Genomic DNA, 7,264 nt, shown 5'->3' with positions numbered 1-7,264 from the left:
ATTTTCTCTTTCTCGCTCCATACCCCTTTTAATGCTAGATATTCTCATTAACCCTTTTAACCTTTGAATTAATTTTAGTTATTATGTACTACTTTAATGGCTTTTTTGATCTGTGACAGTTGAGGGTGCGGAATGTGGGTTCCAACAGACGCATAATCGGGCGTTGTCAAATTGAAGGATGATCCGAATCAGCTTGGAACTGAAATTAATTTGATAGCAAGGATTGCATTGCATCTTTCATATTCTGATCTGACAACGCCCATAATCGCACGACGTAAGGGACGAGCAAGGTATTAAGTCTCCATCACTACTACCCAATCACCACCAAAAGTAGAGTGCTGATCAAAGCTGTGATCAAGAGGAATCCCCAAATTTTCCAGAGCAATCCTTGCGCTTTGTTGGATTTAATAGGCCAGAAATACACCCTACTGGCGAGATCAGACTTACTGTACTTTTCCTCAGTTAAGCAACTTTGGGATCGAGAAAGACCAATTAAGCAACTAACACTGTCGATACGTTCACCTAAACGAAACCTCAAAAAACTTTTTGGTTCTGCAAAGTTGACCACACCACTATTTACACTAGGGTCAAAGACAAGAGAAGCAAATTGAACCAAAATAGAAAGAACAACCAAGCTGCTAATTAACCATCGTTTGAGTCGATTAATCGATAACATCTCTAAGATTAGCAAAGCTATTAAGGGAACAAGCAGTAGGTGAACTGAGGTAACGTGATAACGAGCAGCCCAAGAACCATCTCCATGCCAGAAATCCAGTTTGCTGGTTAAGATAATATGAAAGACAAGTGCAAAAATTGAGGAAATAAAATATATTCGTATATAAGGTGTTAATTTGTTAAATAAAATAATCCCCAATACTAAACATGGTAAAAGAAACGGGTCGTAAATAAATATACTTTTAGCTGGCGAGAAGAGAACGCCGAGAATACCAACGTAGGGAGGGTGTATGAAAGGATAATTAGGGGGCAATTCTGGCAACCCTGAAAAGATTGCTCCATTGCGTATTTGCTCAATGCTTAAGGATGCTGCCGTTGTCCAAAAATCCCCAAAGCGTAAGTAATTAAATAATCTACTGACAAAAAGGAAAGGAAATAAGCCGACGTTCCAGAGTATGGCTGTCTTAAAGATTTGATTCAGCTTGAAATTTTTATAAATTAGACAGCTAATTAGAAAACCAAAAACTGTGAGAGCATAAATGATAGTTGTCGAGCGAATTATAATAGCCGCTCCGATTGCCAATCCACTCAAAAAAACATAAGGTACTTTGTTAGTTTTAATATAAGCCAAAGCACAAGCATAACCTAAAATCACACAAAGTAGGACTGGATTATTTTGTTGAAAAGTTTGTGCATAGTGGAGAACGGTAGTACCTAGCAACCAAATCAAGCTGGCAGATGCCGCAATTTTCTCCTGAAAATCAAATAGTCTAAGTAACCAATAACAGGAGATAACAACTAATACATTTAGAGGGATAACTACAAGAAAACTAACCGCAAATTCTCTTAATAAATAAGGCTTAATACCAGGAAAAACTTTAGAGAGTTGAGTGCCAATCCAATCTGCGGGCAACATTAATAAGGATTGTCCTATATCATAAGCTTCATATCGTTTTCCATCTACTCCTAAAACACCAACAGGCTCTAATCGAGAGGAAGGACGATAATTTGGGGGTAAAGAAACTTCCTCAGTTCCTGTCCACAGGGCATGGGCCATTTTTAGCCTAACATCGGTATCTGGAGGTAAGTTGGCAGGATTGATTATTGTTATCCAGAGTAGGGCAATAAGAGCTACTTTTGTGACTGTTTTCATGATCATCTATTTTTAATATCTGTTTGAAAAGTTATCGGGCGTTGCTGATTTTAAGTATCAATTGTCCTCTCGGCAATTTTTAAAACCTAGCAGTAAGGTAACTTGTGGATAGGAGGCACAATTTAGTCTTCATGTCTTGATTCAGCGACACCGCTTTTTACTATCCTCCGCTGCTGCCGCTTCTAGGCTGGTAATTGCGGTTTCTGCCGTCAAAATGTCAGGAATATCACTTAAACTAGCAGTTTGATAAACCTGTTCATTTCTAGCAAATAAATTGCTCATATCTTGAGAATAATTAGAAGCGATCGATAGCAAAGCTCCAGCAAAAATATAGAGAGGTAAAGGTAAAATAAACCCCTTTGCCCACTGATAAAATTCCACCAACAAAAATAACAAAACACAGCCCACAAACCAAACTTTCATCGCACTTTTTCCCTATTTTTACGAGAAAAGGTGAGCAAGAAGCCCACCTTTTATTTAACTAATTACAGTGAGAATTTATTCGATCACGGGAGCGATTAACTCGCGTCTTTCCCCCGAAATAACTTTCACCTTACCTTCCTCATCGATATCGACCATGGCAGTATCCCCATCAGAAACCCGTCCGGAGAGAATTTCCTCAGCCAGAACATCTTCCAATAGACGCATAATCGCACGACGTAAGGGACGAGCGCCGTAGGCCGGATTATAACCTTCCTCGATCAAGCGTTCTTTAAACTTATCAGTAACAGACAAAGTAATATTTTGTTCTGTCAGACGTTTAAACACATCCTTGAGCAGGATTTCGGCGATTTCCTTGACTTCTTCCTTATTGAGTTGACGGAAGACAATAATCTCATCAAGACGGTTGAGGAATTCAGGGCGGAAATACTGTTTTAATTCCTCATTAACCAGCGATCGAATGCGATTATACTGGGCCTCGGCTTGATTATCGGCAAACTCGAAACCTAAACCACCGCCACCCTTCTCGATCACTTTAGAACCGATGTTCGAGGTCATGATCAACAGGGTATTTTTAAAGTCCACCGTGCGACCTTTGGCATCGGTCAAACGTCCATCTTCAAGGATTTGCAGAAGCATATTGAAGACATCGGGGTGAGCTTTTTCGATTTCGTCGAATAGCACCACCGTATAAGGACGACGACGCACCGCTTCCGTTAATTGTCCCCCTTCGTTGTAACCAACGTAACCCGGAGGCGAACCGATTAACTTAGAAACCGTGTGCCGTTCCATGTATTCCGACATATCGAGACGGATCATCGCATCTTCGGAACCAAAGAAATAAGCGGCCAGAGCTTTAGTTAACTCGGTTTTACCTACCCCCGTTGGACCGGAGAAGATAAAGGAAGCAATCGGACGGTTGGGATTTTTCAGACCGACGCGAGCGCGACGAATGGCGCGAGACACCGCTTTAACTGCGTCCTCTTGACCGATGAGACGCTGATGCAGGGTATCTTCCATGTGCAGCAGTTTCTCGGATTCGGTTTCGGTCAGTTTGTTGACGGGAACCCCAGTCCAAGAAGCGACGATGTGAGCGATTTCCTCGGCATCCACAAAGGGTTCATCGTTGCCATCTTCGCCTTTTTTGGTGGAAGCGAGATTCCGGATCTGGGTTTTGATTTCCATTTCCCGATCGCGCAATTCCCCAGCTTTCTCGAAGTCTTGACCGCGCACCGCGTCATCTTTTTGTTTGAGAATTTGCCGCAGTTCTTTATCTAATTCCTTGGCTGCTGGGGGCAATTGGGAATTAATCAAGCGCACTCTCGAACCAGCTTCATCGATTAAATCGATCGCCTTGTCCGGTAAGAAGCGATCGCTAATGTAGCGATCGGACAATTTCGCCGCCGCTTCTAGTGCTTCGTCTAGGATTTTTAATTTGTGGTGCTGTTCGTAGCGTTCCCGGAGACCGTAGAGAATTTCGATCGTTTCTTCTACGGAGGGTTCACCGACCATAACCGGTTGAAAACGTCTTTCTAGAGCCGCATCCCGTTCGATATGTTTGCGGTACTCATCCAAGGTCGTCGCCCCGATACATTGTAGTTCTCCCCGGGCCAAAGCCGGTTTGAGAATATTGGCCGCATCGATCGCTCCTTCGGCTGCCCCAGCACCGATGAGAGTATGAACTTCATCGATAACAAGGACGACGTTACCCGCTTGGCGAATTTCGTCCATGATTTTTTTGAGGCGTTCCTCAAATTCGCCGCGATATTTGGTTCCCGCCACTAACAAGCCGATATCGAGGGTGACAACCCGTTTTTCTTCGAGAATGTCGGGAATATCCTTGTTAGCGATGCGTTGGGCCAATCCTTCTGCGATCGCTGTTTTACCGACCCCCGGTTCCCCGATTAGGACTGGGTTATTTTTGGTACGACGACCGAGAATTTGGATAACGCGCTCGATTTCCTTTTGCCGGCCGACCACGGGATCGAGTTTACCCTCGCTGGCCATTTGGGTGAGATTGGAACCGAATTCGTCAAGAGTGGGGGTTTTAGTGCGACCTTGGGAAGATGAACCAGCGGCCACTTCGGCGGTTTCCCCTAACATTCTGATCACTTGGGTGCGAACTTTCGAGAGATCCACGCCGAGATTTTCCAGAACCCTAGCGGCCACACCTTCCCCTTCGCGAATTAGTCCTAAAAGGAGGTGTTCTGTGCCAATATAGTTATGGCCCAGTTGACGGGCTTCTTCGAGGGAGAGTTCTAAAACTCTTTTGGCTCTGGGGGTGAAGGGAATTTCCACGGCTACGAATCCGGAACCGCGACCGATGATTTTCTCCACCTCCACGCGCGCATCTTTGAGATTGACACCCATGGACTTGAGGACTTTGGCGGCAACTCCCGTTCCCTCTCCAATTAGTCCTAGTAAAATCTGCTCTGTTCCCACGAAGTTATGGCCAAGGCGGCGGGCTTCTTCTTGGGCGAGCATGATTACTTTAATGGCTTTTTCCGTAAATCTTTCAAACATAGCCTATCCATCACCTACACAAGCGACCCTAGATATGCTGATTTTAGCACGGCTTTTTAGTTTAGCCCTCTTTCAGTGATCAGTTATTGGGGAGCGGCCTGGAAACCTGCCGATAAGTGGTTCACCCTTGCATAATCCCCTAGGCTCGTGGTCATCCCCATCTCTCGATCGCTTGACTATCGATCGCCCATTTTCAGGTCAAAACTCGAAGTATAAGCAGATTAAATATTACTACCTATTGACAAATGAGTATATATGTTGTATGTCGGTGTAACATACAGAAAGTTGACCCATATCGTTACTCTGGAGACTGTTATGCAGAAAGTTTTCGTATAATATGTAGTTAGGCACAATAAAATAAGCTATTTAAATATGTTCGTTAAATAAGTACATGAATATTAATATATCCATCATCGACCAACGCTTAGTATCAGTTAGCAAAGACATTCGTCAAAAAGCTTCTGAAGAACTACGAATCACAGATGAAGGCCGGCTTAAGTCTTTGGCTTTTGTATATCTGTGCGTTAAAACCATTTTAGATTTAGATGGAGATGATGTTTTTGATTGCTTAACAGAAGGAGGTGGTGACTTTGGAGTAGATGCTATACATATCTCAGAAGAATATGACGGTGAATTTACAGTTAGTTTATTTCAGGCAAAATATAAGAACAACCTAGAAGGAAACTCTAACTTTCCTGAAGAAGGTATAAAAAGTTTAATAAACGCAATTAATTACTTATTTAATCCAGCAGCCAAACTAGAACATATTAATCAACGACTGCTTGTGAAAGTGGAAGAAGCTCGTAGCCTAATCCGGGATGGCTATATTCCCCAAGTTCGGACAATAGCTTGCAACAATGGGCTGAAATGGAATTTATCTGCTCAAGAGGCTATTGATCGTGCTGAGTTTGGAGATCAGGTGACATGGGAATATGTTAATCACGAGCGTTTAGTCAAAATTCTTCAAGCTTCTAAACCCGTAAAAGATACTTTGCAGCTAAGTGGCAAAGCTATTGTGGAAGATATGGAGTTTAGCCGAGTACTGTTGGGTAGAATTTCGGTGACAGAAATTGCCACACTTATAGAGCGACATGGAGAACGTTTATTAGAGCGCAATATTCGTCGCTACTTGGGTTTACAAGGAAATCGCGTAAATGAGGGTATCCGTCATACTTTAACTAGCGATGAAAAAAACAATTTTTACTTTTATAATAACGGGGTCACGTTGATTTGTGATAGTTTCTCATACAACGCATTGCAAGATGGCGATTACAAAGTGCGTGTTGAGAATTTACAAATCATTAACGGTGGTCAAACGTGTATGACCATATTTAAAACCTTGCGAGAACCAGATTTAATTCATCAAAATGCCCAAGCTTTTGTTCTTTTAAGACTCTATCAATTGCCTCGTGAAAATGAAGGTTTAGTTCAAAGAATTACCTACGCAACCAATAGCCAAAATCCAGTAGATCTCAAAGATTTACGTGCTAATGATGAGCGCCAGAAAATATTGGAAAAGGATATTGAGCAATTAGGATTTAACTACAGGACTAAACGTTCCAATACTCCTACTCGCTCTGCTGATATTACTTCAGGAGTAGCTGCTGAGGCAGTATTATCCGTTTGGCGAAGAAAACCTCATCAAGCAAAGTTTTTCTCTCGTGAACATTTTGGGAAACTGTATGATACAATCTTTACTGACCAATTAAATGGAGCGCAAATCGTAATAGCTGTTCAGCTTTACAGAATTGCAGAAAACCGCCGCAAAAGACCTGAGTCTACTGACCCAGATTTTGTCCGCTATGCTTCCTGCTTTATTGCAATGCAGATGGGACAAAAACTTTTGGCTGATATGAAAGTTCAGATGAAAGATATTAGTCATCAAAATTTTCAATCAGCCCAAATGCTTATTGATCAAAATGGGGAGAGTTACTTTAATGCTTCATTACAGGATATTAAACAGGCACTTCAGGATCTTTATGGAGAAGAAGAGATTTCCTTGCAGCAGCTATCTGCAACATTTCGACGTGGTGATTTAATAAGTAGACTTCAATGAATCAAATCGGTTCAATAATTCGACTTCTTTTCTTGCAAACTCGCTTAACCTAACTTGACCGTTAGCTGAAATATTGGTGAATTTTCAAAGTTGCCTGTTGCTGTGTGACTTCACAGATTAATATAGTGCGATGCCAAAGGCACTGCGTAGCAGAGCGCAATCTTGTAGGGTGCGTTCCCTAAAACAACTTCTACCGCTTCAGCGATCGATTTTGGGGAACGCACCATGAACATTGATTGAAACTGTGAGTCTAAGTGCGATGCAGCCTTTGTGGTCCCAGTTGGGGAATGTTAGCGAAGATTGCCAATGTTTAGGTTAAAATAGAGGGGCAAAAGTGGCAACGGGGTCAGGACAATGACAGTTAATCAACTCCGCTACAGCAAAGAAGAATTCGCCCGACGTGGTAATGAGATTTA

Annotated in this window: 4 protein-coding genes; 1 reads left to right on the top strand and 3 read right to left on the bottom strand. The window is 42.4% G+C overall.

The window, feature by feature from the left end; translation table 11 throughout:
- Positions 1-310: 310 nt before the first annotated feature.
- The 3 genes from O9290_RS20125 to O9290_RS20115 form a co-directional block, all read right to left on the bottom strand.
- Complete coding sequence (locus tag O9290_RS20125; RefSeq protein WP_288055416.1) at positions 311-1,828, bottom strand: glycosyltransferase family 39 protein; 1,518 nt, start codon at positions 1,826-1,828, stop codon at positions 311-313.
- 141 nt (positions 1,829-1,969) lie between these two features.
- The gene (locus tag O9290_RS20120) at positions 1,970-2,251 is read right to left on the bottom strand and encodes a hypothetical protein (RefSeq protein ID WP_002756712.1); all 282 of its coding nucleotides are present in this window, start codon (positions 2,249-2,251) and stop codon (positions 1,970-1,972) included.
- Positions 2,252-2,326: 75 nt separating this feature from the next.
- Positions 2,327-4,792 carry an ATP-dependent Clp protease ATP-binding subunit gene (locus O9290_RS20115; protein WP_002732350.1) on the bottom strand — a complete coding sequence of 822 codons (2,466 nt, stop codon included), beginning with the start codon at positions 4,790-4,792 and terminating at the stop codon, positions 2,327-2,329.
- Positions 4,793-5,183: 391 nt separating this feature from the next.
- On the opposite strand from O9290_RS20115, the gene O9290_RS20110 reads away from it, so the two are divergent.
- Complete coding sequence (locus O9290_RS20110) at positions 5,184-6,848, top strand: AIPR family protein (protein ID WP_288058887.1); 1,665 nt, start codon at positions 5,184-5,186, stop codon at positions 6,846-6,848.
- Positions 6,849-7,264: the final 416 nt, after the last annotated feature.

The organism is Microcystis sp. LE19-41.2A (assembly GCF_027530405.1).
Taxonomy (GTDB): domain Bacteria; phylum Cyanobacteriota; class Cyanobacteriia; order Cyanobacteriales; family Microcystaceae; genus Microcystis; species Microcystis aeruginosa.
This window is presented reverse-complemented; position numbering and strand designations above follow the sequence as displayed.